The sequence below is a fragment of the Streptomyces sp. NPDC054757 genome (genome assembly GCF_053612185.1).
Map to the genome: position 1 here is coordinate 163291 of NZ_JBSHBW010000002.1, position 23054 is coordinate 186344.

The 23054-nt window shown below is 69.5% G+C and carries 20 protein-coding genes and 1 riboswitch; of the genes, 7 read left to right on the forward strand and 13 right to left on the reverse strand.

Translation table 11 applies throughout. The features are described 5' to 3' along the window. Positions 1–18 precede the first annotated feature (18 nt). From ACWGKJ_RS03495 to ACWGKJ_RS03515, 5 genes are all read right to left on the reverse strand, one after another. Positions 19–1044, reverse strand: a complete 1026-nt coding sequence (locus ACWGKJ_RS03495; RefSeq protein WP_385028999.1) for a ribonucleotide-diphosphate reductase subunit beta — start codon at positions 1042–1044, stop codon at positions 19–21. Continuing rightward, entirely contained in the window at positions 1044–3401 is a 2358-nt protein-coding gene (locus tag ACWGKJ_RS03500) for a ribonucleoside-diphosphate reductase subunit alpha (RefSeq protein ID WP_385029002.1), read from the reverse strand. The genes ACWGKJ_RS03495 and ACWGKJ_RS03500 overlap by 1 nt, the downstream gene beginning before the upstream one ends. 130 nt (positions 3402–3531) lie before the next feature. Continuing rightward, positions 3532–3655, reverse strand: a riboswitch (cobalamin riboswitch). Between the two features lie 283 nt (positions 3656–3938). Continuing rightward, positions 3939–5570, reverse strand: a complete 1632-nt coding sequence (gene mctP / locus ACWGKJ_RS03505) for a monocarboxylate uptake permease MctP (RefSeq protein ID WP_385029005.1) — start codon at positions 5568–5570, stop codon at positions 3939–3941. Next, entirely contained in the window at positions 5567–5809 is a 243-nt protein-coding gene (locus tag ACWGKJ_RS03510; protein WP_164265203.1) for a DUF3311 domain-containing protein, read from the reverse strand. Before ACWGKJ_RS03510 ends, mctP begins: the two co-directional genes overlap by 4 nt. Positions 5810–6016: 207 nt before the next feature. Beyond that, positions 6017–6781, reverse strand: a complete 765-nt coding sequence (locus ACWGKJ_RS03515) for a GntR family transcriptional regulator (RefSeq protein WP_385029008.1) — start codon at positions 6779–6781, stop codon at positions 6017–6019. 304 nt (positions 6782–7085) lie between these two features. On the opposite strand from ACWGKJ_RS03515, the gene ACWGKJ_RS03520 reads away from it, so the two are divergent. The 4 genes from ACWGKJ_RS03520 to ACWGKJ_RS03535 all read left to right on the forward strand — a co-directional run bounded on the left by ACWGKJ_RS03520 (position 7086) and on the right by ACWGKJ_RS03535 (position 11787). Beyond that, positions 7086–8366 (forward strand): extracellular solute-binding protein, encoded by a 1281-nt coding sequence (locus tag ACWGKJ_RS03520; RefSeq protein ID WP_385029011.1) that lies wholly within the window; start codon positions 7086–7088, stop codon positions 8364–8366. An 83-nt stretch (positions 8367–8449) separates the two neighbouring features. Beyond that, positions 8450–9436: a carbohydrate ABC transporter permease gene (locus ACWGKJ_RS03525; RefSeq protein ID WP_385029024.1), complete on the forward strand. Its 987-nt coding sequence runs from the start codon at positions 8450–8452 to the stop codon at positions 9434–9436. Continuing rightward, a complete protein-coding gene (locus tag ACWGKJ_RS03530; protein ID WP_385029014.1) occupies positions 9433–10263 on the forward strand; it encodes a carbohydrate ABC transporter permease in 831 nt (276 codons plus the stop codon). Before ACWGKJ_RS03525 ends, ACWGKJ_RS03530 begins: the two co-directional genes overlap by 4 nt. A gap of 9 nt (positions 10264–10272) precedes the next feature. Then, positions 10273–11787 (forward strand): glycoside hydrolase family 3 protein, encoded by a 1515-nt coding sequence (locus ACWGKJ_RS03535; RefSeq protein WP_453315663.1) that lies wholly within the window; start codon positions 10273–10275, stop codon positions 11785–11787. Between the two features lie 107 nt (positions 11788–11894). On the opposite strand, the gene nagB is transcribed toward ACWGKJ_RS03535, so the two are convergent. Further along, positions 11895–12680 carry a glucosamine-6-phosphate deaminase gene (nagB, locus tag ACWGKJ_RS03540; RefSeq protein WP_385030195.1) on the reverse strand — a complete coding sequence of 262 codons (786 nt, stop codon included), beginning with the start codon at positions 12678–12680 and terminating at the stop codon, positions 11895–11897. A gap of 559 nt (positions 12681–13239) precedes the next feature. Here nagB and ACWGKJ_RS03545 point away from each other — a divergent pair. Further along, positions 13240–14706 (forward strand): sensor histidine kinase, encoded by a 1467-nt coding sequence (locus tag ACWGKJ_RS03545; RefSeq protein WP_385030272.1) that lies wholly within the window; start codon positions 13240–13242, stop codon positions 14704–14706. Between the two features lie 205 nt (positions 14707–14911). On the opposite strand, the gene ACWGKJ_RS03550 is transcribed toward ACWGKJ_RS03545, so the two are convergent. Continuing rightward, the gene (locus ACWGKJ_RS03550) at positions 14912–15169 is read right to left on the reverse strand and encodes a WhiB family transcriptional regulator (protein WP_004937597.1); all 258 of its coding nucleotides are present in this window, start codon (positions 15167–15169) and stop codon (positions 14912–14914) included. Positions 15170–15487: 318 nt separating this feature from the next. Further along, positions 15488–16456 carry a diacylglycerol/lipid kinase family protein gene (locus ACWGKJ_RS03555; RefSeq protein WP_385030198.1) on the reverse strand — a complete coding sequence of 323 codons (969 nt, stop codon included), beginning with the start codon at positions 16454–16456 and terminating at the stop codon, positions 15488–15490. An 82-nt stretch (positions 16457–16538) separates the two neighbouring features. Between ACWGKJ_RS03555 and ACWGKJ_RS03560 the strand changes: the two genes are divergently transcribed. After that, complete coding sequence (locus ACWGKJ_RS03560) at positions 16539–16967, forward strand: hypothetical protein (RefSeq protein WP_385030201.1); 429 nt, start codon at positions 16539–16541, stop codon at positions 16965–16967. A 78-nt stretch (positions 16968–17045) separates the two neighbouring features. On the opposite strand, the gene ACWGKJ_RS03565 is transcribed toward ACWGKJ_RS03560, so the two are convergent. The 3 genes from ACWGKJ_RS03565 to ACWGKJ_RS03575 all read right to left on the reverse strand — a co-directional run bounded on the left by ACWGKJ_RS03565 (position 17046) and on the right by ACWGKJ_RS03575 (position 18938). Further along, the gene (locus ACWGKJ_RS03565; protein ID WP_385030275.1) at positions 17046–17951 is read right to left on the reverse strand and encodes an RNA polymerase sigma factor SigF; all 906 of its coding nucleotides are present in this window, start codon (positions 17949–17951) and stop codon (positions 17046–17048) included. A 14-nt stretch (positions 17952–17965) separates the two neighbouring features. Further along, the gene (locus tag ACWGKJ_RS03570) at positions 17966–18379 is read right to left on the reverse strand and encodes an ATP-binding protein (protein ID WP_328319579.1); all 414 of its coding nucleotides are present in this window, start codon (positions 18377–18379) and stop codon (positions 17966–17968) included. 298 nt (positions 18380–18677) lie between these two features. After that, positions 18678–18938, reverse strand: coding sequence for a UBP-type zinc finger domain-containing protein (locus ACWGKJ_RS03575; RefSeq protein WP_385030205.1), 261 nt, complete (start codon positions 18936–18938; stop codon positions 18678–18680). A 44-nt stretch (positions 18939–18982) separates the two neighbouring features. Between ACWGKJ_RS03575 and ACWGKJ_RS03580 the strand changes: the two genes are divergently transcribed. Further along, on the forward strand, positions 18983–20581 hold the full coding sequence (locus ACWGKJ_RS03580) for a Na+/H+ antiporter (protein ID WP_385030208.1): 1599 nt from the start codon (positions 18983–18985) through the stop codon (positions 20579–20581). Positions 20582–20596: 15 nt separating this feature from the next. On the opposite strand, the gene ACWGKJ_RS03585 is transcribed toward ACWGKJ_RS03580, so the two are convergent. Next, positions 20597–21511: a 1-aminocyclopropane-1-carboxylate deaminase/D-cysteine desulfhydrase gene (locus ACWGKJ_RS03585; RefSeq protein WP_385030211.1), complete on the reverse strand. Its 915-nt coding sequence runs from the start codon at positions 21509–21511 to the stop codon at positions 20597–20599. A gap of 148 nt (positions 21512–21659) precedes the next feature. Then, positions 21660–22862 (reverse strand): globin domain-containing protein, encoded by a 1203-nt coding sequence (locus tag ACWGKJ_RS03590; RefSeq protein ID WP_385030215.1) that lies wholly within the window; start codon positions 22860–22862, stop codon positions 21660–21662. Between the last annotated feature and the right edge of the window lie 192 nt (positions 22863–23054).

A 23054-nucleotide genomic window follows, 5' to 3' on the forward strand; every position in this document is an offset into this window, starting at 1 on the left:
GCACAGGACCGTACCGGCTCAGAAGTCGTCGTCGAAGGAGACCGAGCCCTCCACCGCGACCTGGTACGCCGAGGGGCGCCGCTCGAAGAAGTTCGTCAGCTCCTGCACGCCCTGCAGCTCCATGAACGAGAAGGGGTTCTCGGAGCCGTACACCGGAGCGAAGCCCAGCCGGGTCAGCCGCTGGTCGGCGACGCACTGGAGGTACTCGCGCATCGACTCGGTGTTCATCCCGGGCAGCCCGTCGCCGCACAGGTCCCGGCCGAACTGCAGCTCCGCCTCGACCGCTTCGCGCATCATGTCGGTGACCTGCTCGCGCAGCGCGTCGTCGAAGAGCTCGGGCTCCTCCTTGCGGACCGTGTCGACCACCTCGAACGCGAAGTTCATATGCATGGTCTCGTCACGGAACACCCAGTTGGTGCCGGTCGCCAGGCCGTGCAGCAGCCCGCGCGAGCGGAACCAGTACACGTACGCGAAGGCCCCGTAGAAGAACAGCCCCTCGATACAGGCGGCGAAGCAGATCAGATTCAGCAGGAAGCGGCGGCGGTCCGCCTGGTTCTCCAGCCGTTCGATCTTCTCGACCGAGTCCATCCAGCGGAAGCAGAACTGCGCCTTCTCGCGGATGGAGGGGATCTCCTCGACCGCGTCGAAGGCCGCCGCGCGGTCCTCCGGGTCCGGCAGATAGGTGTCGAGCAGCGTCAGATAGAACTGGACGTGCACGGCCTCCTCGAAGAGCTGGCGCGAGAGATACAGCCGCGCCTCGGGCGAGTTGATGTGCTTGTAGAGGGTCAGCACCAGGTTGTTGGAGACGATCGAGTCGCCCGTCGCGAAGAACGCGACCAGCCGGCCGATCATGTGCTGCTCACCCGGCGAGAGCTTGGCCAGGTCCGCCACGTCCGAGTGGAGGTCGACCTCCTCGACGGTCCAGGTGTTCTTGATCGCGTCGCGGTAGCGCTCGTAGAAGTCCGGGTAGCGCATCGGACGCAGGGTCAGCTCGAAGCCCGGGTCGAGCAGGTTCTTCTCGGGCTTGTGGGGTTCGGTGCTCATTACTGGCAGGCCTCGCAGGACTCGGGGTTCTCAAGGGAGCAGGCGATGGCGTCCGCTTCGGCGGCGGCCGGGGCCTGCTGGGCGGGGACGGCGGCGGAGCGCGCCGCCCGCGCGATACGCGTCGCCGGGCGCGAGCGCAGGTAGTACGTGGTCTTGATGCCCTGCTTCCACGCGTACGCGTACATCGAGGAGAGCTTCCCGATGGTCGGCGTCTCCAGGAACAGGTTCAGGGACTGGCTCTGGTCGATGAACGGGGTGCGGGCCGCGGCCATGTCGATCAGACCGCGCTGCGGGATCTCCCACGCGGTGCGGTAGAGCGCCCTGACCTCCTCGGGGATCCAGCTGAAGCCCTGCACCGAACCGCTGGCCTCGCGCAGCGCCTCACGGGACTGCGCGTCCCAGACGCCCAGCTCCTTCAGCTCGTTCACCAGATACGCGTTGACCTGGAGGAACTCACCCGAGAGCGTCTCGCGCTTGAAGAGGTTGGAGACCTGCGGCTCGATGCACTCGTACACCCCGGCGATCGAGGCGATGGTCGCGGTCGGCGCGATCGCGAGCAGCAGCGAGTTGCGCATCCCGGTCCTCGCGATCCGGGCGCGCAGCGCCTCCCACCGCTCCGGCCAGTTCAGCTCGGTCGCGTAGTGGTCGGGGTGCAGCACACCGCGGGCCGCGCGGGTCTTCTCCCAGGCGGGCAGCGGGCCGCTCCTGTCGGCGAGGTCGCAGGACGCCTCGTAGGCGGCGAGCATGATCCGCTCGGAGATCCGGGTGGAGAGCGCCTGCGCCTCGGGTGAGTCGAAGGGCAGCCGCAGCTGGAAGAAGACGTCCTGGAGCCCCATCAGGCCCAGGCCCACCGGACGCCACTTGGCGTTGGAGCGGCCCGCCTGCTCGGTCGGGTAGAAGTTGATGTCCACGACCCGGTCGAGGAAGGTGACCGCGGTGCGGACGGTCGCGTCCAGGCGCTCCCAGTCCAGGGAGCCGCCGGAGACGAACGCGCCGACGTTGACCGAGCCCAGGTTGCAGACCGCGGTCTCGCCGTCGTCCGTCACCTCCAGGATCTCGGTGCACAGGTTCGACGAGTGGACGACCGCACCCGGTTCGGCGGTCTGGTTGGCCGTACGGTTCGACGCGTCCTTGAAGGTCATCCAGCCCTGGCCGGTCTGGGCGAGGGTGCGCATCATCCGCCCGTACAGCTCCCGCGCCGGGATGGTCTTCCTCGCCAGCCCCGCCGCCTCGGCCCTGCGGTACGCGGCGTCGAACTCCTCGCCCCACAGATCGGTCAGCTCCGGCACGTCGGCGGGCGAGAACAGCGACCAGGTGCCGTCCGAGCCAACCCGGCGCATGAACTCGTCGGGCACCCAGTGGGCCAGGTTGAGATTGTGCGTACGCCGGGCGTCCTCACCGGTGTTGTCGCGCAGCTCCAGGAACTCCTCGATGTCCGAGTGCCAGGTCTCCAGGTAGACGGCGGCGGCGCCCTTGCGCCGGCCGCCCTGGTTCACCGCGGCGACCGAGGCGTCGAGGGTCTTGAGGAAGGGGACGATGCCGTTGGAGTGTCCGTTGGTGCCGCGGATCAGCGAACCGCGGGCGCGGATGCGGGAGTACGAGAGGCCGATGCCGCCCGCGTGCTTCGAGAGCCGCGCCACCTCGTGGTAGCGCCCGTAGATCGAGTCCAGCTGGTCGAGTGGCGAGTCCAGCAGGTAGCAGGAGGACATCTGCGGGTGCCGGGTACCGGAGTTGAAGAGCGTGGGGGAGGAGGGCAGATAGTCGAGGCGGCTCATCAGCCCGTACAGCGCGGCCACTTCGGCCAGCGCGTCGGCGGATTCGTCGGCGGCGAGACCGCAGGCGACCCGGAGCATGAAGTGCTGGGGTGTCTCGATGACCTGGCGGGTGAGGGGGTGGCGCAGCAGATAGCGGCTGTAGAGGGTGCGCAGCCCGAAGTACCCGAAGCGGTCGTCGGCCCCGGGGTCGACGGTCGCGTCGAGCCGCTCCGCGTGCAGCCGGACGAAGGCGGCCGTACGGTCGGCGATCAGCCCCTCGCGGTGGCCGACGGCGACCGACGAGGAGAACGACACCGCGCCCTGGCCCGCCGCCTCGTCGGCGATGGTGCGGGTGAGCAGCCGCGCGGCGAGCCGGGAGTACGCGGGGTCCTCGGAGATGAGACCCGCGGCCGCCTCGGTGGCCAGCTCCCGCAGCTCCGCCTCGTCCGACGCCGCGTTGCGCCCGCGCAGGGCGGCAGCGGCGACCCTGCCGGGGTCGGTGTCGGTGAGATCGGCGGTGAGGTCGGTCAGGGTCCGCAGCAGTACGGTTCCCGGGGCGTCCGCCACCTGCTCGGAGACAGGTGCGGTGGGCGCGATGGTCACGGTGCGCTCTCCCTCGCTCGGCTGGGGGCCGGCGGGGGGCACGGGCGCGTACGGGCACAGCAGAGCAGCACACCGCATGGCGTCCGCAGGCCCTACCGCGAGGCCCGGACGTTTCCCATCCGGTTCGGTCGAGCCGGATGCGCCGTCGGCAGGTCCTCGGACTCCACGGTGCGCGAAAGCGCACTGATCACACCGTTGCGGGACAGTTCCGGATTCGCACCGGATTCCCCTGCGGCGACAGCGAGCATGAGCATACATGTGGGGTGCCCGCCGGAAAGCACCCCCCATATGTTGTGTCGTGGAGCCTGGGAGGGTGGCTCGTACGGCCGCTTCGCCGGGGCCGCGTGCAGGCCACCGGGACGCCTCAGAAGCGGTTCAGGGGCGCCCTGCGGGGGCTCCTGGGGGCACGGAGAAGGGCCGCCGCGCTTCTCCCCCGGAAGGGAGGCGCGACGGCCCCTGGCGGAGCGTGGCCCGTGGCGGAGCGAGGCCCCGGCGGACGCAGCCCCGGCGGACCCGGCCCCTGGCGGAGCGGCCGGCTCAGTGGCCGGCCGGTGCTCCCGCCGTGGCCGGAGGCAGCTCCACCTGGACGCCCTCGTCCCCGGCGTCCGCCGTGTAGTCCTCCGGGGAGGTCTCGTCGATCCCGGCGGGTGCCTTCACCGCGTTGAGCACGACAGTGAGCACCAGGGTCACGACCACGTTCAGTACGAACGCCGTCAGACCGATGTAGCCGATCTGTCCGATGCCCGGGATCTCCTTGGAGGAGCCGCCGAAGTGCGCCTGCGTCGGGCTCGCCACGCCGTACGCGGCGAGCGTCCCGTACACCATGCCGACCGCCCAGCCCGCGAGCAGCGCCCAGCGGTGGAACCACCGGGTGAAGAGCCCGCCGACCAGCGCCGGCATGGTCTGGAGGATCCAGATACCGCCGAGCAGCTGGAAGTTGATGGCCACCGTCGGGTCCATGGCGAGCACGAAGAGGAGCGCGCCGACCTTCACCACGAGCGAGACCAGCTTGGAGACCTTGGCCTCCTGGGCGGGGGTGGCCCCCGGCTTGATGAAGTCCTTGTAGATGTTGCGGGTGAAGAGGTTCGCCGCGGCGATGGACATGATGGCGGCGGGGACCAGCGCACCGATACCGATGGCGGCGAAGGCCACCCCCGCGAACCAGTCGGGGAACATGTTCTCGAAGAGCTGCGGGATGGCCAGCTGGCCGTTCTTCACCTTGATACCGGCGGCGATCGCCATGAAGCCGAGGAGGGCGAGCAGCCCCAGCATCAGCGAGTACAGCGGCAGGATCGCGGTGTTGCGGCGGATCACGTTACGGCTGCGCGAGGAGAGCGTCGCCGTGATCGAGTGCGGGTACATGAAGAGCGCGAGCGCGGAGCCGAGCGCCAGCGTCGCATAGCCCCACTGGCCCGCCGCGCCCGGTGCGAGCGCCCCGCGCGGCTTGCCCGTCGCCGGGCTGGTCTGCGAGAAGGCGTGACCGGCCTTGGCGAAGATGTCGTCGAAGCCGCCGAGTTTGATCGGGATGTAGATGATCGCCACCAGGATGACGATGTAGATCAGACCGTCCTTGACGAAGGCGATCAGCGCGGGCGCCCGCAGCCCCGACGAGTAGGTGTACGCGGCGAGCACCGCGAAGGCGATCAGCAGCGGGAGGTCCTTCACGAACCAGTTGCTGCCCTCGCCGCCGACGCCCATCACGTCGAGCACCGCCTGGATGCCGACCAGCTGGAGAGCGATGTACGGCATGGTGGCGAGGATGCCGGTGACCGCGACGGCCAGTGAGAGCCCCTTCGAGCCGAACCGGCCCCGGACGAAGTCCGACGTGGTCACGTACCCGTGCTTGTGCGAGACCGACCAGAGCCGCGGCAGGAAGGTGAAGATCAGGGGATAGACCAGGATCGTGTACGGCACGGCGAAGAACCCGGCCGCGCCCGCCGCGTAGACGGCCGCGGGGACCGCGACGAAGGTGTACGCCGTGTAGAGGTCGCCGCCGAGCAGGAACCAGGTGACCCAGGTGCCGAACGACCTTCCGCCCAGGCCCCATTCGTCGAGGGTGGCCGCGTTCTCGGCGCGGCGCCAGCGGGCGGCCAGGAAGCCGACGACCGTGACGGCGACGAAGAAGAAGATGAAGACGCCGAGCGCGACGCCGTTCACACCGTCCTTCATGCGGACGCACCCCCCTTGCGGGCGCGCTGGTCACGCTGCCACAGCTTGTACGCGGTCATGGTGAGCGCGGTCGAGATGAGCACCCAGAGCATCTGGTACCAGTAGAAGAACGGGATACCGATGAAGGCCGGGTCCACCTTCGCGTATGAACTCACCCAGAGCATGGCGACAAAGGGTGCGATCAGGCATACCGCGATGATCACGCGCACCGGCGTGACCACCGGTCTTTTCTCGGGCATGGTGCGGTCCGTCCCCTCACTGAGCACCTGGTACAACGCGCAGGAAATCTAGGCGAGGATGCTCATCCGACGGAACCCCTATCCGCATACCGGAACGGCAACACCGCTCATCCGGGGGGATTTCGGTGGAGAGCGCCGTTTCCGAGGGGTGTTGGTGCGGACCTTTCCGGGGGTCCGCCGCCCGGGACCTGACTCGGCCGACCGGCCTCAGTCGACCGGCCGCTTGAGGTTGGCCACGAACTTGTAGCGGTCGCCGCGGTAGACCGAGCGCACCCACTCCACCGGCTCGCTCCGCTCGTCGATCGAGTGGCGCGAGAGCATCAGCATCGGCAGCCCCACATCCGTACCGAGCAGCCCGGCCTCCCGGGGGGTGGCCAGCGAGGTCTCGATCGTCTCCTCGGCCTCGGCCAGCCGGACGTCGTAGACCTCGGAGAGCGCGGTGTAGAGCGAGGTGTACTTCACGAGCGAACGGCGCAGCGCCGGGAAGCGCTTGGCCGACAGATGTGTCGTCTCGATGGCCATCGGCTCACCGCTCGCCAGCCGCAGCCGCTCGATGCGCAGCACCCGCCCGCCCGCCGTGATGTCGAGCAGCCCGGCGAGGGTGTCGTCCGCGGTGACATAGCCGATGTCGAGCAGCTGGGACGTGGGCTCAAGGCCCTGCGCCCGCATGTCCTCGGTGTACGAGGTGAGCTGCAGGGCCTGCGAGACCTTGGGCTTGGCGACGAAGGTGCCCTTGCCCTGGATGCGCTCCAGCCTGCCCTCCACGACCAGCTCCTGGAGCGCCTGCCGCACGGTGGTGCGCGAGGTGTCGAACTCGGCGGCCAGGGTCCGCTCCGGCGGCACCGGGGTGCCCGGCGGCAGCGTCTCCGTCATGTCGAGCAAGTGCCGCTTGAGCCGGTAGTACTTGGGCACGCGCGCGGTGCGTCCGGGTGCCGCGCTCTCCGTGTCGGCCGTCCCCCCGCTGGTGCTCATGGCCTGCCTTCCCGAGTGCTGCGCTGCTGCCGTCACCGGCTCCTCCGTCTGTCGCGGCTCACATGGTGGCACGGTCCGGTTACGGGACTTCGCCCTCCCTCAGGTGTCGGTCCGATAACGGACACGACAGCCTTTCTTATACACCCTTGACACCCCAATAGGTCTAGGCCAAGCTCCCGAGTACTGGTCTAAACCATTAAAGACCAGGTCCCAGCCCCACGGGCAGTACCGGTCGCACTCGTTGCGGCAGAACGGCGTTCTCGGGTGGTGGGGGGAAGTTTTTTGCATCCCTGAGGAGGGTGTCGTGAAGCGCGGACTCATCGCGGCGATCGGTGTGGCGGCAATGCTGGCAAGCGTCGCGGCCTGTGGCTCGGACGACAGTAAGGACAGCAAGAAGGCGGGGGCCGACGGCTACAAGGGGCAGACGCTCACCGTCTGGGCCATGGACGGCTCCACGCCTCCCGGCTGGACGAAGGACCTCAAGGCGGCCTTCAAGAAGAAGACCGGCGCCACCGTCAAGTTCGAGACGCAGAAGTGGGACGGGATCCAGCAGAAGATCACCACCGCTCTCTCCGAGTCGACCCCGCCGGACGTCATCGAGGTCGGCAACACGCAGACCCCCGCCTACGCGGCGACCGGCGGCCTGGCCGACCTCGGCGACCTGAAGAGCGAGATCGGCGCCGACTGGACGCCCTCGCTCAGCAAGTCGTCGGAGTACCAGGGCAAGTCGTACGCCGCTCCGTGGTACTTCGCCAACCGCGTCGTCATCTACAACAAGAAGGTCTGGGCGGACGCCGGCATCACCGGCACCCCGAAGACCCGTGCCGAGTTCTTCAAGGACCTCGACGCGATCAAGAAGAAGGGCAAGGCCGAGCCGATCTACCTGCCCGGCCAGAACTGGTACTTCTTCGACGGCCTCACCATCGGCCAGGGTGCGGACCTCGTCAAGAAGGAAGGCGGCAAGTACGTCTCCAACCTCGCCGACCCCAAGGTCACCGCGGCCATGGAGCTCTACAAGAAGTACCAGTCGTACTCCAAGGCCCCCAAGGACAAGGACGAGGCCACCCCGCAGCAGGCCGAGGTCTTCGCCAAGGGCAACGTCGGCGCCTTCATCGGCATGGGCTGGGAGGCCGGCACGGCCATCACCGCCAACAAGAAGATCGAGAAGGACATCGGCTACTTCACCATCCCCGGTGAGACGGCCGCCAAGCCCGAGGGCGTCTTCCTCGGCGGATCGAACTTCGCGGTCGCCGCGGCCAGCAAGAAGCAGGACCTGGCCAAGGAGTTCCTGAAGATGGCGCTCGGCGACAAGTTCGAGGGCCAGCTCGCCAAGGAGAGCGGCATCGTCCCGAACAAGGCGTCGCTCGACTCCAACCTCAAGGGCAACGCCGCGGGCGAGGCCGCCGCTCCCGCAGCCGCGACGTCGGGTGGCACCACGCCGCTCATCCCCGAGTGGGCCGCCGTGGAGAACGACCCCAACCCGGTCAAGAGCTACATGACCTCCGTCCTCTCCGGGAAGTCGCCGGCCGCCGCCGCCGCTTCCGTCGAGGGTGAGATCAACAAGCGCCTGGCGCAGAAGAGCTGACCGCAGGCGCCGGGGGGCGGGCCACCGCCCCCCGGCGTCCCCGCATGGATCTCGACCGTACGGCTCAAGAAGAGATGGCGAGCATGTCAGTGCAGACCGAACAAGCGGACTCGGTCCCCAAGGCCGGCCTCCGAAAGGAAGACGCGCCCCCCGGCGGCCCGGCGGCGGCGCCCAGGAGACGAGCCGGGAGCACGGGCCCCTATCTGCTCCTGCTGCCCGCACTGCTCGCCACCGCGGTGCTGCTCGGGTACCCGCTGGTCAAGAACGGCATGCTGTCGTTCCAGAACCTCAACCCGCGCCAGCTGATCCTCCACCTCACCGAGTGGAACGGCTTCTCCAACTACCAGGAGGTCCTGGGCGGCTCGGACTTCTGGAAGGTCGTCGAGCGGTCGATCTTCTTCACCGCGGCGAACGTCGTGCTGATCATGGTCTTCGGCACGCTCATCGGTCTGCTGCTCGCCCGCCTCGGCAAGAAGATGCGTCTGCTGCTGATGCTCGGCCTGGTGCTCGCCTGGGCCATGCCGATCATCGCGGCGACCACCGTCTTCCAGTGGCTGTTCGCCCAGCGCTTCGGTGTCGTCAACTACGTGCTCGACACCCTCGGCTGGCACTCGATGGCCGACTTCAACTGGACCGGCAGCCAGTTCTCCACCTTCTCGCTGGTGACCCTGCTGATCGTCTGGATGTCGATCCCCTTCGTGGCGATCAACCTCTACGCCGCCTCGACGACCATCCCGAAGGAGCTGTACGAGGCCGCGTCGCTCGACGGCGCCGGGACCTGGAAGAGCTTCACCTCGGTGACGTTCCCCTTCCTCAAGCCGTTCCTGCTGGCCACCACGTTCCTCGAAGTCATCTGGGTCTTCAAGTCCTTCGCCCAGCTCTTCGCGATCAACGGCGGCGGCCCCGACCGGCTCACCGAGACCCTGCCCGTGTACGCCTTCGTCGAGGGCGTCGGCAACCAGCACTTCGGCATGGGCGCGGCGATCTCGTTCCTGACGATCATCGTGCTGCTCGCGCTGACCGCGTACTACCTTCGCACCGTACTGAAGCAAGAGGAGGACGAGCTGTGAGGCGCTCACTGTTCGGCCGGTTCTGGCCCAACGCAACGGCGATCATCCTCTTCATAGGCTTCGCCTTCCCCGTCTACTGGATGTTCAGCACGGCCTTCAAGCCGACCGGCGACATCATCACCGACACCCCCGTGTGGTTCCCGACGGACTTCACCTTCTCGCACTTCAGCAGGGCCGTCGGCGCGGACCACTTCTGGACGCTGGTCCGCAACTCCGTACTGGTCACCGTCATCTCGGTGTTCTCGTCGCTGGTGATCGCACTGCTCGCCTCGTTCGCGATGGCGCGGATGCGCTTCAAGGGCAAGCGCGGGGTGCTGCTGACCTTCATGGTGGCGCAGATGGCGCCCTGGGAGGTCATGGTCATCGCGATCTACATGCTGGTACGCGACGCGGACATGCTGGACAGCCTGGTCCCGCTCACCGCCTTCTACATGATCATGGTGCTGCCCTTCACGATCCTCACCCTGCGGGGCTATGTTGCCGCGGTGCCCAAGGAGCTGGAGGAGTCCGCCATGGTCGACGGCTGCACCCGGGCCCAGGCCTTCATGAAGGTGATCCTCCCGCTGCTCGGCCCCGGACTGATGGCCACCTCGCTCTTCGGCTTCATCACCGCGTGGAACGAGTTCCCGCTGGTGCTCGTCCTCAACAAGGACATCGGGTCGCAGACACTTCCGCTGTGGCTCTCGCAGTTCCAGACGGCGTTCGGCGACGACTGGGGCGCGACCATGGCGGCCTCCTCGCTCTTCGCCGTTCCGATCCTGATCCTCTTCGTCTACTTGCAGCGCAAGGCCGTCAGCGGTCTCACCTCCGGTGCAGTGAAGGGATAACGGCGCTCCATGACCACCATCACCACGGGCACGGACCAGCTCACCCGCGACGCGCTCGCCGTACTCCAGCCCGGATTCGCCGGCACCACGGCCCCCGACTGGGTGCTGCGCAAGGTCGGCGAAGGGCTGGCGTCCGTCGCGCTGTTCGGCCGCAACGTCACCAGCGCCCCGCAGATCGCCGCCCTCACCGCCCGGCTGCGGTCCGAGCGGGACGACATCCTCGTCGCGATCGACGAGGAGGGCGGCGATGTCACCCGCCTCGAAGTACGCACCGGATCCTCCTTCCCCGGCAACCTCGCGCTCGGCGCTGTCGACGACCCGGACCTCACCAGGGCCGTCGCCCGTGAGCTGGGCCGGCGTCTGGCCGAGTGCGGGGTCAACCACAACTGGTCCCCGTCCGCCGACGTCAACTCCAATCCGGACAACCCGGTCATCGGTGTACGGTCCTTCGGCTCCGACACCGCACTGGTGGCCCGGCACACCGCCGCGTACGTCGAGGGGCTCCAGTCCGCCGGGGTCGCGGCCTGCACCAAGCACTTCCCCGGCCACGGCGACACCGCCGTCGACTCGCACCACGCGATGCCGCGGATCGATGTGGACCTGGACACGCTGAACGCCCGTGAGCTGGCGCCTTTCCGGGCCGCCATCGCGGCGGGGGCGAAGTCGGTCATGAGCGCGCACATCCTGCTTCCGGCGCTCGACCGCGAACGGCCGGCGACGCTGAGCCCGCAGATCCTCACCGGGCTGCTGCGCCAGGAGCTCGGTTACGAGGGGCTGATCGTCACCGACGGTATCGAGATGCGCGCCATCGCATCGACGTACGGCATCGAACGCGGCACCGTCCTCGCCATCGCGGCGGGTGCCGACGCCATCTGTGTCGGCGGCGGCCTCTCGGACGAGGGCACCGTACTGCGGCTGCGCGATGCCCTGGTGGCGGCGGTACGGGCGGGCGAACTGCCCGAAGAGCGGCTGGCGGACGCCGCCGCGCGGGTACGGGCGCTCGCGGCGTGGACTCACCGGGCCAGGGGGGCTTCGGAGCCGGGCGCGGCATCGCAGGAGGGGACCGCGCCCGGTACCGATATCGGGCTGGTCGCTGCCCGCAGGGCGCTCCGGGCCACCCCGCAGGACCACCCGCCACTGACCACCGCCCCGTATGTCGCCGTCTTCACACCCGGGGCGAACATCGCGGTCGGGGACGAGACCCCATGGGGTATCGCCGCCGAGCTGACCGCGCTGCTGCCCGGCACCGGGACCGGCAGATACGGCGCGGACAGCGCAGCTGCCGATGTGCTCGCGGCGGCGGGGGAGCGCACGATCGTCGCGGTCGTCCGCGACGCGCACCGGCACCCGTGGATGACCCAGGCCGTGGACGCGCTGCTCACGGCCCGTCCCGGCACCGTCGTGGTCGAGATGGGGGTCCCGCGCGCCGAGCCGCGCGGGGCGCTGTATCTGACGACCCATGGAGCGGCCCGGGTCTGCGGCCGCGCGGCGGCCGAGTTCATCACGGGCGCCACCGGGCGGTAGAGCGGCCGGTGCGACAGCAATGAGCAGGGCCGGGAACCCGCGGGTTCCCGGCCCTGCTCATTGCTTGTTCTCCGTGCGCTTGTTCTCCGTACGGGTGTGCCGTCCCGCTACAGGCCCTGCCACTCCGGCTTCGAGGCGAACGTCGCGCGGAAGTAGTCGGCCAGCTTCAGCTTGGACGCCGCCGCCTCGTCGACGACGACCGTCGCGTGCGGGTGCAGCTGGAGCGCGGACGCGGGCACCACGGCGGCCACCGGACCCTCGACGGTCTGCGCCACGGCCTCGGCCTTGCCCTCGCCGGTGGCCAGGAGCACCACGTGGCGGGCCTCCAGGATCGTCCCGATGCCCTGGGTGATGACGTGGTGCGGGACCTGGTCGATGTCACCGTCGAAGAAACGGGCGTTGTCGACGCGGGTCTGCTCGGTGAGCGTCTTGATCCGGGTGCGGGAGGCGAGCGAGGAGCAGGGCTCGTTGAAGCCTATGTGCCCGTCGGTGCCGATGCCCAGCAGCTGGAGGTCGACCCCGCCGGCCTCGGCGAGCGCCCTGTCGTACGCCTCGCAGGCGGCCGGAATGTCATCGGCCGAACCGTCGGGCCCCATGAAGGACGCCTCCGTCAGCCCGAGCGGCTCGACGACCTCGCGCAGCACCACCGAGCGGTACGACTCGGGGTGTCCTGCGGGCAGCCCCACATACTCGTCGAGCTGGCAGATCCTGGCCCGCCCCGCGTCCACGGCCCCGGCGCCCACTTTGGCGGTCAGCGCCTGGTAGACGGGCAGCGGGGTCGATCCGGTCGCGACACCGAGCAGAGCGTCGGGCTTGCGGCGCAGCAGGCCGGCCATGGCCTCCGCGATGACCTCGCCGCCTGCCTTGGCGTCCGGGACGATGACAACTTCCACGCTGGGCCTGCCGATCTGAAGAGTGCAAACATGTGGTATAGACCAATCTAGCAGAGCGGGCCTCTCGTGTCGGCGGTTCCCCCTGGTTCCCTTTCCGCCCCCTCCCATGGTCGGTCGGCGGCGGGGTGACCGCATACGGACAGCCCGCCGCCGGTCTCCCGGCGGCTGCCGCCGGATGCCGGGAACGGGGTGATCCCGGACTGCTCACGGAAGCCGCGACGGGGGCCAGGCCCGGCCATGGCGGCGGGGGAGCGTTGAGGTGAGTACCCCGGCATCCCCCGGAAACGACTGCGGGCCGCGGCGCCGGTCCGGTCGGGACCCTCGGCCCGGCCGTACGGCACCGCAGCCCTCAGCTGCATCGGCCGTCAGGTGTGCGGTGCCCGGCGGCCGTGGGGAGGACTTGGCGCAGTCAGGGCAGAGAGCGCCGCGTACCTCGTCTCCACTCTCCTGTGCGGGGAGAGCGGAAGTCTTCGCACGCCAATTGTGGACTAGACCATTCTCCGATGTCCATGCGTACGACAGAAAGAATCCGGCGGGTACGCTCACCCACGTGCCCTCCATGAACGATCTCGTACACCAGCACACCGCCCTCGACGACACCGACCTTGAGTGGCTGCACCTGCTGGTCTCGGAGTGGCAGCTGCTCTCCGATCTGTCCTTCGCCGACCTGGTGCTCTGGGTGCCCACGCGCGACGGCACCCGCTATGTCTCCGTGGCGCAGATGCGACCGAACACCGGTCCCACCTCCTACCAGGACGACATGGTCGGCCATCTCGTTCCACGCGGCCGCCGTCCACTGCTCGACGCGGCGCTCGACGAGGGCCGGATCGTGCGCGAGGGCGACCCGGAGTGGCGCGAGGAGGTGCCGGTACGGGTCGAGTCCATTCCCGTACGCCGGGAGGGCCGGGTGCTTGGGGTGATCGCCCGCAACACCAACCTGCTCACCGTCCGTACGCCGTCGCGGCTCGAACTCACCTATCTCCAGTCGGCATCCGATCTGGCCCAGATGATCGCCGCGGGATCCTTCCCCTTCCCCGGCCAGCAGGTCGACATGGACGCGTCCCCCCGGGTCGGTGACGGCATGATCCGCCTCGACGCGGACGGTGTGGTCCTGTACGCCAGCCCCAACGCCCTCTCCGCCTACCACCGGCTCGGGCTCGCGTCCGACCTGGTGGGCCAGCACCTCGGTCAGCTGACCACCGACCTCGCACCGTCCCGCGGACCGGTGGACGAGGCCATGGTCAAACTGGCCAGCGGCTACGCGCCGCGGGAGACGGAGGTGGAGGGGGACGAGGGCGTCATCCAGCTCCGCGCGATCCCGCTCTCCCCGAAGGGCACCCGGATCGGCTCCCTGGTGCTCTTGCGGGACGTCACGGAACTGCGCCGCCGCGAACGCGAGTTGATCACCAAGGACGCCACCATCCGGGAGATCCACCACCGGGTGAAGAACAACCTCCAGACGGTGGCGGCACTTCTGCGCCTCCAGGCCAGGCGGATGGACTCGGACCGCGGCAGGGAAGCGCTCAACGAGGCGGTGCGGCGCGTCGGTTCCATCGCGATCGTCCATGAGACGCTCTCGCAGAACCTGGACGAGCGTGTCGAGTTCGACGAGATCGCCGACCGTGTCATCGCGATGGTGGCAGAGATCTCACCGGGCAAGGTCGACTGCCGGCGCACCGGCCGCTTCGGCATACTCGACGCCGAGGTCGCCACTCCGCTCTCCATGGTGCTGACCGAGATCCTGCAGAACGCCCTTGAGCACGCCTTCGGACCGGGCGAGCTGGGCACCGTCGAGGTCTCCGCCGTCCGGGGCGGTATGCGGGAGGACGCCAGGCTGCTCATCACGGTGCAGGACGACGGACGGGGACTGCCCGGAGGATTCGACGCGAAGACGGCGGGCAATCTCGGGCTGCAGATCGTGCGGACACTGGTGGAAGGGGAGTTGGGCGGCTCCTTCGACATGGTCCCGGCTCCGGAGCGCGGCACCCAGGTGGTGCTCGACATACCGGTCCCGGGCGACGCGTAGCCGGAGACGGCCCCATGGGCGCCGCAACAGCGGTGAGCCCCGGACCGAAATGGTCCGGGGCTCACCGTGTGCCGGGGGAGAAGAACTCTCCCGGCGTTCTGTTACTGCGTGCGCATCGGGGGTACTGCGCGCTGCGTTTCGGGGGCGACGGTGGTGCGTACTCGCTGTACGCGCGCCGCCTGGCTCAAGCTCGTGAACAGGGTGGTCAGGCGGTCGCGTTACGCGCCCGGTTGCGAGCGGCACGGCGCTTCATCGCGCGGCGCTCGTCCTCACTGAGGCCACCCCAGACGCCGGAGTCCTGGCCGGACTCAAGCGCCCACTGCAGGCACTGCTCCATGACGGGGCAGCGGCGGCAGACGGCCTTGGCTTCCTCGATCTGCAGCAGCGCAGGACCGGTGTTGCCGATGGGGAAGAACAGCTCCGGGTCTTCCTCACGACAAACGGCGTTGTGACGCCAGTCCATGGCTGCTACCTCTCTTAGGGTGTTACGTGCAGGTGCTTGTGAATGTGAACGCTTTCACGAATCCCCCCGCAGGTGAAGGGCCGACTGCCAGATGACCTGGTTGCGGTCCGTGTGTTGAGGAGGGGTTCTGGCTTTCAGGGAGGCCGGTGTTGCGGGCCGTCCCGAGCGCCATGTAGAGATTCGCAAACCTCGGCTGCGGATACAACCCCTTCTGGAAAGTTTTTTTTGATTCCTCGGTGTCGGCTAGGTCACAGCCGTACTTCCATGGGGTGGATCCCAGCCCAAACGTTCGAGTTAAAGGACTTTCGCCACTTCCACTCACACAATCACACGCAGTGCACGGCGTACGCCTGTGAACGTCACGCTCGTACGCAGTCCCAGGTGGTCGCCGTCCATCTGGAAGGGGAGTCGGACCTTGGAATGCAAGGAGAAGTCCGTCAGATCGTGCAGCGAAACCGCGTGCTTTCCGTGGGGGCCCCGTTCAGGTGTCGAAGTGAGCAATTGAGTAGCGAAACGCGCCACATGAGCGGGTGACATTCTCGACAGGCCCAGCACGTCGAGCGCGGTGTCGAAGGACGCTTCGGGGGTGGCGTACATCGGGCGATTGCCCAGGTAGGTATAGGGAGAGGCGTTGCAGATTATGGACATCACCAGGTCCGTGACCGGGTCCTCCCCCGGGCGCTCCAGGGTGATCGCGCCGTGCCTGCGGCTCGGCTCGTCGAGGAACTGCCGGACCACCTGACGCACATAGAGCGCATGCGTGGACCGCTTTCCGCGTTCCCGCTGCTGTTCGACCCGGCCGACGACTCCCGCGTCGAATCCGAGCCCGGCACAGAAGGTGAACCAGCGCGAGGGGACCCCCGCGTCCGCCGTGCCCGGGGTGCCGGCCGCCAGGCCCAGGCCGACCGTTCGCTCGCGGCGCTCCCGCAGCGCGTCCAGGAGCGCGCCGGTCGCCTCCACCGCGTCGTTGGGCAGGCCGAGCGCGCGGGCGAAGACATTGGTGGAGCCGCCGGGGACGACCGCGAGGCCGGGGCGCCGGTCCGGGTCGGGACCGTGGTGGAGCAGCCCGTTGACCACCTCGTTGACCGTGCCGTCCCCGCCCAGGGCGACAACGAGATCGATGTCGTCACTCTCCGCGGCCCGCCTGCCGAGGTCGCGGGCGTGCCCCCGGTACTCGGTCGTGACGGCCTCCAGCTTCATCTCGCTGGCCAGCGCGTGGAGCAGTACGTCACGTGTGCGGGCACTGGTGGTGGTTGCTGCCGGATTGACCACGAGGAGTGCGCGCATGACCAGAAGATTACCTACCGCGTGGAACCGGGCCCAGCCCCGGCCTCGGTCCGGCCCCCCGGGCGCCCGCTACCCTGCAGGGGTGAGTACCGACCAGACCGCAGAGCAGCCCAGCGGACCCCGCCCCGCCCGTCTCACCGCCGCAGCGGCGCTGGCCGCGCTGGAAGGGGCGGCGATGGCCGCCGGGGGGCTGTATGTGATCGGCAAGGGCGTCTTCGCCGACGGCGACAGCCCCGAGCAGTCCGTACTGGCCGGTCTGACGCTGATCGTGCTCGCCCTGATCCCGCTGCTCGCGGCCCGCGGGCTGCTGCTCCGCCGCAGCTGGAGCCGGGGCCCCGCGATCGTCACCCAGATCATCGCGCTGCCGGTGGCCTGGACGCTGCTCTCCGCGCAGGGCGTGCTGATCCCGGCCGGGGCGGTGCTCGCGGTGGTGGCCCTGGCGGCGCTCGTCCTGCTGGTCAATCCGACGACGGCCAGGGCGCTGGGGATCAGGAGCGCGCGGGGGGCCTGAGGGCTGTCCTGTAACCCCCGACGGCCGCAGTATTGCCTGCCTGCCTGCCTGCCTGCCCCCAGGCCCCCCGGCCGCCGTCTACTCCTCGACCAGCAGGCGCTCCCGCAGCTGCGCCAGGGTCCTGGCGAGCAGCCGTGAGACATGCATCTGCGAGATACCCACTTCCTGGGCGATCTGCGACTGGGTCATGTTGCCAAAGAACCGGAGCATCAGGATCCGTTTCTCTCGCGGGGGCAGGTCCTCCAGCAGCGGCTTGAGCGACTCGCGGTACTCGACTCCTTCGAGCGCCTCGTCCTCGGAGCCCAGGGTGTCCGCCACCGCGGGTGACTCGTCGTCCGTGTCGGGGACGTCCAGCGAGAGGGTCGAGTACGCGTTGGCGGATTCCAGGCCCTCCAGGACCTCTTCCTCCGAGATACCGAGACGCTCGGCCAGCTCATGGACCGTGGGCGCCCTGCCGTGCTGCTGGGAGAGCTCCGCGGTGGCCGTGGTCAGCGAGAGGCGCAGCTCCTGGAGGCGGCGCGGCACCCGGACCGCCCAGCCCTTGTCGCGGAAGTGCCGCTTGATCTCGCCGACCACGGTCGGAGTCGCGTACGTGGAGAACTCCACGCCGCGGTCCGGGTCGAACCGGTCCACCGACTTGATCAGACCGATCGTGGCGACCTGGGTCAGATCGTCCAGCGGCTCCCCGCGGTTGCGGAAACGGCGGGCCAGATGCTCGACCAGCGGCAGATGCATCCGCACCAGCCTGTTGCGCAGTTCGGCCTTCTGGGGCGAACCGTCGGGGAGCTCGCGCAGCTCGACGAAGAGCGCCCGCGCCCCGCTGCGGTCCCGCGGGTTGTGCTGGTCGTGGTGGTCGTGATGCTCGCTCATGAGGCCCGCCTGATCCGCCGACTCCAAAAGGCCTTCCACCGGATGCGGCCGGGCCTGTTGCTCCGGGATGTCCCCCGCGCCCAGCGTCCGCGCGCCGCGCCCGTCGTCCCGCACCGGTCCGTCCCCGTTCACGCCGGTCCAGGTCCGGCGCCGCGCTGTTTGTACAGACTGATGCTGACCGTACGGTCGTCGGCCACCGTCGACTCGACCTTGCCCGCCAGTGCCGAGAGCACCGTCCAGGCGAAGGTGTCGCGCTCGGGTGCGCGGCCGTCCGTCGTGGGCGCGGACACCGTCACTTCGAGGGAGTCCTCGATGAGACGGAACACGCAGCTCAGTACGGAGCCGGGCACGGCCTGCTGAAGCAGGATCGCGCAGGCCTCGTCGACCGCGATGCGCAGATCCTCGATCTCGTCGAGGGTGAAGTCCAAGCGTGCTGCGAGGCCGGCCGTGGCCGTACGCAGCACGGACAGGTAGGCACCCTCAGCGGGCAGCCGGACTTCGACGAAGTCCTGGGTCCCGGGCTCGCCTGCGATCTGGGACACCCTCACCTCCAAGGTGGCACAAGCTCGTTCATGGTCGGGGAAATACTGCTCCCGCAACCGTGTGTGACATGGTCGCTTCCTGACGCCGTGACGCTATCGCGATCCAAGGTTCCCTGTCGCCAGGACCCCCACCCCACGACTGTCACTCATGGTAAGCCCATGAGTACATACGGTCGCCAGGGGTGTGCACATCCGATTGCGGCGCTGTGATTCTCCGGAATGTCCGGCGGCTCCGCGGGGTTCCCGGGATGCTTCGGCCAACTGGAAAGACGCAGCGAACGGTTGACGTACCCAGAGCTCAGACGATCGAACCGTCGACAAAGCACCACCGCCAGCTCTCTCCCGGCTCGAAACTCCGCATCACCGCGTGCCCGGTCTCCTTGAAGTGTCCGGTGGCGTGCTGGTACGGGGACGAGTCGCAGCAGCCCACATGCCCGCACACCAGGCAGAGGCGCAGCTGTACCGGGTGGCTCCCGATGGCCAGGCACTCGGGGCAGGTGTCGCTCAACGGGGCCGGCTCGGGGCGCGGCAGTTCTGCAACATGCTGGCACTCGCTCATGATTGCCAGGTTACGACGGACCGGGACCGAGGGCGGGGAGACCCATGGACGCATTGCCGCTGGTGGCACTGGTGGCGGGCAGCGCAGCCGTGGCCGGTGTCGCGCGCCGGACGCCGGTGGCGGCGCCGCTGCTCCTGGTCGCGGTCGGGCTGGGCGCCGCGTATCTGCCGGGGGTGCCCGAGTACACGCTGGATCCCGGAGTCGTCCTGCCGCTCGTGCTGCCGCCGCTGCTCTACACGGCGGCCGTCGACTCCTCGTACCTGGATCTGCGCGCCAATCTGCGGCCCGTCGCACTGCTCTCGGTCGGCTATGTGCTCTTCGCGACCGTCGCGGTGGGCTGGCTCGCCTATCTGATCGTGCCGGACCTGCCGCTCACCGCGGCCCTGGTGCTGGGTGCGGTGATCGCCCCGCCGGACGCGGTGGCGGCCACGGCCATCGCCCGGCGTCTCGGGCTGCCCTCCCGGCTCACGACGGTCCTCCAGGGCGAGTCGCTGGTCAACGACGCGACCGCGATCACCGCCTACAAGGTGGCTCTCGCCGCCGCGGTCGGCGCCGGGGTCTCCTGGGCCGGCGGGCTCGGGGAATTCGCCCTGGCGTCGGTCGGCGGAATCGGGGTCGGCCTGGTCCTGATGGTGCCGCTGCACTGGCTGCGCACCCATCTCAGGGAGGCGCTGCTGCAGAACACCCTCTCGCTGCTCATTCCCTTCGTGGCCTATGCGGCGGCCGAGCGGGTACACGCGTCGGGGGTGCTCGCCGTGGTGGTCGTCGCGCTCTATCTCGGACACCGTTCCTGGCAGGTCGACTTCGCCACCCGGCTCCAGGAGGAGGCCGTCTGGAAAATGGTCTCCTTCATTCTCGAATCGACGGTCTTCGCGCTGATCGGACTGCAATTGCCCTTTGTGCTCAGAGGGCTTGGCACTTACGGGGGAGGAGAGGCCGCCTGGTATGCGGCGGTCGTATTCGTGATCGTCGTGGTGGTGCGTTTCGTCTGGGTCTTTCCGGCCACTTTCCTGCCGCGCGTGATCTCCCGCAGGATCAGGGAACGCGAACCCGATACGGACTGGACCGCGCCGGTGGTCGTCGGCTGGGCCGGAATGCGCGGGGTTGTCTCGCTCGCCATCGCCTTCTCGATCCCGCTGACCGCGCACGGCGCACCGTTCCCCGCCAGGAACCTGGTGCTCTTCCTGACCTTTACGACGGTGATCGCCACCCTGGTCGTGCAGGGTCTTTCCCTGCCGCCGCTGATCAGGCTGCTGAAGATCCCGGGCCGTGACGTCCATGCCGAGACGCTCGCCGAGGCCCAGGCGCAGAACGACGCGTCGCAGGCGGCGGAGAACCTGCTGGACGCGATGCTCGCCGACGAGGACAACAGCCTTCCGGAACCGCTCGCCGACCGGTTGCGCGCCGTGATGGCACGGCGCAGGAACGCGGTCTGGGAACGGCTCGGCACGGTCAACGAACGCACCGGTGAGAGCGCCGACGACACCTACCGGCGGCTCGCCAGGACGATGATCGGCGCCGAGCGGGAGGTCTTCGTCGAGCTGCGCGACCGGCGGCGCATCGACGACGAACTCCTCAGGACGCTGCTCCGCAGGCTCGACCTGGAGGAGGCGGCGGCCTACCGCGAGGAGGAGTCGGGCTGACTACCGCGAGGCTGATTACCGTGAGGAGGAGTCGGGCCGGCCGGTGATGACGGCGGCGATCCGGGTGCCCGGCGGGAAGGCGCCTTCGGCGGCCAGTTCGGTCAGTCCGTACAGCATCTTGGCCACGTAGATCCGCTCGACGGGGACCTGGTGCAGCTCCTCGAATCCGGCGGCGAAGGCTTCGAGCCCGGGTGTCGTGCGGGCGTATCCGCCGAAGTGGAACCGGTCGTCGAGCCGCCAGTCACCGATCCTGGCCCCGAAGGCGGCCTGCTGGAGTGCGGTGACCCCGGCGGTGAGGAAGCCGCCCTTCAGGACGGGGAAGCCGAGGGCGCGCTGGTCCGCGGTGAGACCGGCCGCCAGGCCGGCGAGCGTGCCGCCGGTGCCGACGGCCACGGCGACGGTGTCGGCGAGCCCCCGCAGCTCCCGGCCGAGCGCGGCGCAGCCGTGGACGGCCTCGGTGTTGCTGCCGCCCTCGGGGACGACGTACATCCCGGTGGTGTCGAGACCGGCCGGGACCGCCTTGGCGCGGTAGGCCCCGCGGTCCACGAAGTACAGCCGCATACCGCCGGCGGCGCACCGGGCGAGCGAGGGGTTGAGCGGGCGGTGGGCCAGCTCGTCCCCGCGTACGACTCCGATCGTCGGGAAGCCGAGCAGCCGGCCCGCGGCGGCGGTGGCCCGCAGATGGTTGGAGTACGCGCCGCCGAATGTCAGCACGGTCCGCCCGGCCGCCGCCGTCAGATTGGGCGCGAGTTTCCGCCATTTGTTGCCCGGCAGATCCGGGTGGATCAGATCGTCGCGTTTGAGCAGCAGCTGTACGCCGTGGCGGGCGAAGCGGGCGTCGTCGAGCGGTTCGAGCGGCGACGGCAGCAGCGGCCGCAGTGACTGCGGCCCTCCGGGGGCGGGGGAGGGGCCGTGGGCTCCAGGGGGCATGGGGTCATTGTCCGCCCCCGGCATCCGCGACGCGGGGCGGCCCGTACGTCCGTACGTCGGCCCGCCGGCCCGGTGGCCGCCCGTTCGGCAGCCGTCCGCTTGTCGGCCCGCCCGTCCGCTCGGCCCGTCCGTCAGCCCGGCCCGTCCGTCAGCCTGCGGCGAGCCAGAGGTCGGGGCCGAACACCTCGTAGTGGATGTCGGCGGGCCGCACCCCGGCCGCCAGCAGCTGGGTGCGTACGGAGCGCATGAAGGGCAGCGGCCCACAGAGGTACGCATGGGTCCCCGGCGCGAGATCCAGCCCGCCCAGGTCCACCAGCCCGGTGCGGTCCGCCGGATGGCCGGGGCCGGGCTGCTCGTACCAGAAGTGCTCGGTGGCGCCGGGCAGCTTCTCGGTGAGGAGGGCCTGTTCGGCGCGCAGGGCGTGGTCGGCGGGGGAACGGTCGCCGTGCACGACGGTGACCGGAGCCGGGTGCCCGGTCGCCGCCAGGTGTTCCAGCATCGCCAGCACCGGAGTGCAGCCGATCCCGGCCGACGCCAGCAGGAGCGGGGCGTCCGCGGCGCCGGGGCCGATGACGAGATCGCCGTACGGGAGGGAGACCCGGAGCCGGTCGCCGGTCCGTACCCGGGTGTGGAGGTGGTGCGAGACCTCGCCGTCCGGGGCGGCGCCGTCCCGCACGTGCTTCACGGTGATCGAGTGGAGCCGGCCGCCGGGGGCGCCGGAGAGACTGTACTGCCGGATCTGGCGGGACCCGTCGGGGAGCGGGACCTGGACGGAGACGTACTGGCCGGGCCGGAAGTCCGGGGCGGGTGAGCCGTCGGCGGGCCGGAGCCGGAAGGTCACCGTGTCGGCGGTCTCCTCGGTCCTGGACACCACGTCCCAGGTGCGCCACACATCGCCCGCCGCGACCTCGCGCTCCGCGTACAGCCGGGCCTCCAGCGCGATCAGCGCGTTGGCCATCAGCCAGTAGACCTCGTCCCAGGCGGCGGCGACCTCCGGGGTGACCGCGTCGCCCAGTACGTCGGCGATGGCGGCGAAGAGATGGGTGTGCACGACGGCGTACTGGGCGGGCGTGATCCCGAGCGAGGCGTGCCGGTGGGCGATCCGGCCGAGCATGACGTCGGGACGGATGTCCGGGTGCTCCACCAACTGGGCCGCGAAGGCGGCGACGGCGCCCGCGAGCGCCTGCTGTTGGGTGCCGGATGCCTGGTTGCCACGGTTGAAGAGGTCGCGCAGCAGCTCCGGGTGGGCGTCGAAGAGGTTGCGGTAGAAGAGGCCGGCGATGTCATCGATGGCCGCGCCGACGGCGGGCAGGGTGGCTCGGACGGTGGCGGTCGACTGGTCGCTGAGCATCGGTGACTCCTGGCTCTTGAATTGGTATGCGGGATGCGTATTTATGGCCGGGGGTGGTTGCGGGCGACTGTGGGTGGGGTCGGGCGGCGTTGGGTGGTGTGGGTGCGGCCTCGATGTCGCGAGTGGCCGCGCGGGCCGGTGCCCGGATGCGGTGCGAGGGGGGGTGCAGGGTGTGGGAGTTGCGGGAGTTGC

Bases quoted from the DNA above. Each gene is read 5' to 3' on its own strand.
- ACWGKJ_RS03580 (WP_385030208.1), top strand. From the start codon at position 18,983: ATGGACGCATTGCCGCTGGTGGCACTGGTGGCGGGCAGCGCAGCCGTG.
- mctP (WP_385029005.1), bottom strand. From the start codon at position 5,570: ATGAAGGACGGTGTGAACGGCGTCGCGCTCGGCGTCTTCATCTTCTTC.
- ACWGKJ_RS03525 (WP_385029024.1), top strand. From the start codon at position 8,450: ATGTCAGTGCAGACCGAACAAGCGGACTCGGTCCCCAAGGCCGGCCTC.
- ACWGKJ_RS03555 (WP_385030198.1), bottom strand. From the start codon at position 16,456: ATGCGCGCACTCCTCGTGGTCAATCCGGCAGCAACCACCACCAGTGCC.
- ACWGKJ_RS03590 (WP_385030215.1), bottom strand. From the start codon at position 22,862: ATGCTCAGCGACCAGTCGACCGCCACCGTCCGAGCCACCCTGCCCGCC.
- ACWGKJ_RS03510 (WP_164265203.1), bottom strand. From the start codon at position 5,809: ATGCCCGAGAAAAGACCGGTGGTCACGCCGGTGCGCGTGATCATCGCG.
- ACWGKJ_RS03585 (WP_385030211.1), bottom strand. From the start codon at position 21,511: ATGCCCCCTGGAGCCCACGGCCCCTCCCCCGCCCCCGGAGGGCCGCAG.
- ACWGKJ_RS03575 (WP_385030205.1), bottom strand. From the start codon at position 18,938: ATGAGCGAGTGCCAGCATGTTGCAGAACTGCCGCGCCCCGAGCCGGCC.
- ACWGKJ_RS03545 (WP_385030272.1), top strand. From the start codon at position 13,240: ATGAACGATCTCGTACACCAGCACACCGCCCTCGACGACACCGACCTT.
- ACWGKJ_RS03515 (WP_385029008.1), bottom strand. From the start codon at position 6,781: ATGAGCACCAGCGGGGGGACGGCCGACACGGAGAGCGCGGCACCCGGA.
- ACWGKJ_RS03495 (WP_385028999.1), bottom strand. From the start codon at position 1,044: ATGAGCACCGAACCCCACAAGCCCGAGAAGAACCTGCTCGACCCGGGC.
- ACWGKJ_RS03535 (WP_453315663.1), top strand. From the start codon at position 10,273: ATGACCACCATCACCACGGGCACGGACCAGCTCACCCGCGACGCGCTC.
- ACWGKJ_RS03550 (WP_004937597.1), bottom strand. From the start codon at position 15,169: ATGGACTGGCGTCACAACGCCGTTTGTCGTGAGGAAGACCCGGAGCTG.